General features: G+C 54.6%; 4 protein-coding genes. 1 reads left to right on the top strand and 3 read right to left on the bottom strand.

All coding sequences use genetic code 11. The features are described from left to right. From IKG78_RS12130 to IKG78_RS12140, 3 genes are all read right to left on the bottom strand, one after another. Positions 1 to 900: terminase family protein (locus tag IKG78_RS12130; RefSeq protein WP_290943812.1), on the bottom strand; the 900-nt coding region annotated here is incomplete at its 3' end. Beyond that, a complete protein-coding gene (locus IKG78_RS12135; protein ID WP_073321122.1) occupies positions 884 to 1,336 on the bottom strand; it encodes a hypothetical protein in 453 nt (150 codons plus the stop codon). The genes IKG78_RS12135 and IKG78_RS12130, both read right to left, overlap by 17 nt. 3 nt (positions 1,337 to 1,339) lie before the next feature. Further along, positions 1,340 to 1,555 (bottom strand): hypothetical protein, encoded by a 216-nt coding sequence (locus IKG78_RS12140; RefSeq protein WP_073321125.1) that lies wholly within the window; start codon positions 1,553 to 1,555, stop codon positions 1,340 to 1,342. A 25-nt stretch (positions 1,556 to 1,580) separates the two neighbouring features. Here IKG78_RS12140 and IKG78_RS12145 point away from each other — a divergent pair, with 25 nt between their 5' ends. Next, positions 1,581 to 2,132, top strand: a complete 552-nt coding sequence (locus IKG78_RS12145) for a hypothetical protein (RefSeq protein ID WP_073321128.1) — start codon at positions 1,581 to 1,583, stop codon at positions 2,130 to 2,132. Positions 2,133 to 2,192: the final 60 nt, after the last annotated feature.

Consider the following 2,192-nt stretch of genomic DNA (forward strand, 5'->3'; position numbering starts at 1 on the left):
GAAAACCTTGGGCAAGATTTCGTACTGTTGCAGCCATTCGCGCTTGATGATGCTTCCGCCGACTGGTGCGGGGTGCTGCTGGTAGAGTGCGTTCCAGTCGTAGCTTCCCACGTTGATGCGGATTTTTTCGAGCATTTCAAGCGGGTATCTTTCCGGGTGCAGCGCTTCGCCGATTTTTCGGTGCGGTTCGTCCTTCTCGGCAATCGCGGGATAGTTTATGACCGTCCACTGGTCACCATCGCCCTGTTTCATGGCGTTGAGCAGGCGTCCCGCCAGGTCGTCCTCATGCCATCGCGTAAGCGTGACGAGAACGCCCCCGCCCGGAGAAAGTCGCGTGTATGCGGTGGATGTGTACCAGTCCCAAATCCTGTCTCGTATGGTGATGCTGTTCGCTTCCTGTCTGTCTTTCAGCGGGTCGTCGATGCCGAGGATTTCGCAGCCCATGCCCGTTATACTTCCGCCGATACCCGTGCTTCTGAAACTGCCTTTCCTGTTGGGGATTTCGATTAGGTTTGTCGAGCGCGTGTACTTGCTTCCTCGCGGCGGCAAGGTCGTTCGCGGAAATATGCGGTGGTATTCGTTGCTTTCCATGATGCGCTGCACGTCCTTGTTCACGCGCCTGGAAAGTCCGTCGCTATAGCTGCACGCCATGAAGGAAATGTCGGGATTTACACCGAAGCACCACGCCGGAAAATGCTTGCTTACAAGTTGGCTCTTGCCATGTCGCGGCGGCATGGTGAGAATGAGGCGGGGACTCTTGCGTTCCATTACGTCGGTGTAGAAACGCATGAGGCGAGCGCAGATTTCACGGTGGACCCACCCGATGCTGTAATTCGGCATCGTCGCCTTTACAAAGGCAAGAAGGTTTGTCCTTGCGAGCTGTTCAATCTGTGGTGTCATTCTCGTAAATGCCAAGTTCCCGCGCCTGCCTCTTTATCTCGCTCAATTCGTCGGGCGTGGGGATTTCTCCGTTTGTGTCGATGTTTACCGCGTCGGGGTTGTCAACCATCCTGTCGAGCATCTTGCGCTTTGCGCGTGTCAGCTTGGAATCTTCCGTTTCCTCCGCTATGTCGAACACGAAACGCGCCGCCTTGATGTTTCCGGAAAGAGCCATGCCACTCATGACCGATATGATTGCAGCGCGAAGCTCGATGGGTTTCTCCACCTGGATTCCGATGCTTCGGAGCGATTCCTTCAAGCGTCCTTCGGACAGGCGAAACTTTGTCCCGAGAACGTTTCTCGCGACTTCCCGCGCCTCCTTCGCTTTCAGCTTGCTCCTTGAAGACGCCAAGCCTCCGAGCTTGCCGATGGCCCTCATGTCCTGGGAATCTGCCATACATCAGTCGTTCCTCAACTCCTTCCACCAGCGCAGAAAATCGGGCCAGTAAACGGTCATGCGTCCGCGCTTGCAGCTTCTTCTCACGGGCATACCGCGGGTATGCACCCAGTCATAGACCGTGAAGTGGTTGAAGCCGATTTTGTCGGCCACCTCCTTTATCGTGAAGTAGCCCGGTTTAGGCGTGATTAGGTCTTTGTTTAAGATTTTGTTCCCCATAGAAAGTTTTTCCTATGTTGTGGATATGGCTATCACGGATTTCGAGGGATTGAGAAAAAGGTTTGACGCTCTAAAGAAGCTGAACGAAAAGACCATTCTATCGGGCTGGATAGATGGAAACGGGACTGCACGGAAAGCGAAGGAAAATCTCGATTACAGAAAAAAGACGGGAAAGCTGACTCCCGCATTGAGGGAACCCGCTTCCAATTCGTTGATAGCGAGAACGCTGAATTACGGCCGTAAGGAAGGGACGACGCTTGAGGGCGTCCACTACCCGGAAATTCCGGCAAGGCCCTTCCTGCGTTTTGCCATGGAACGGTTTCGCGCCATCATGCCGAAACTTGAACGCAAGTATCTCCCGCAGATTATCAACGGCGAAATGACCGTCCAGACGATGTGCGAGGAACTGGGGATGCGCTTGAAGGACTGCATCACGCTCGCGATGCGCGACAGCGAAAAGTACGAGCCGCTGCGCGATGCCACCGTGCAGGCGAGAATCAGGCAAGGACGGCCCAGTGCTACTCCGCTTATCGACACGCATCAGCTTATAGACTCCGTGACATTCGAGGTCAAGTGAGTTTTGAAGGCGCCGCTTGAGAAAAGCGTACGCGTGACCATGTTGCAGTTCTTTGCGCCC

Origin of the sequence: Fibrobacter sp. (genome assembly GCF_017545445.1) — a bacterium.
Taxonomy (GTDB): Bacteria; Fibrobacterota; Fibrobacteria; order Fibrobacterales; family Fibrobacteraceae; genus Fibrobacter.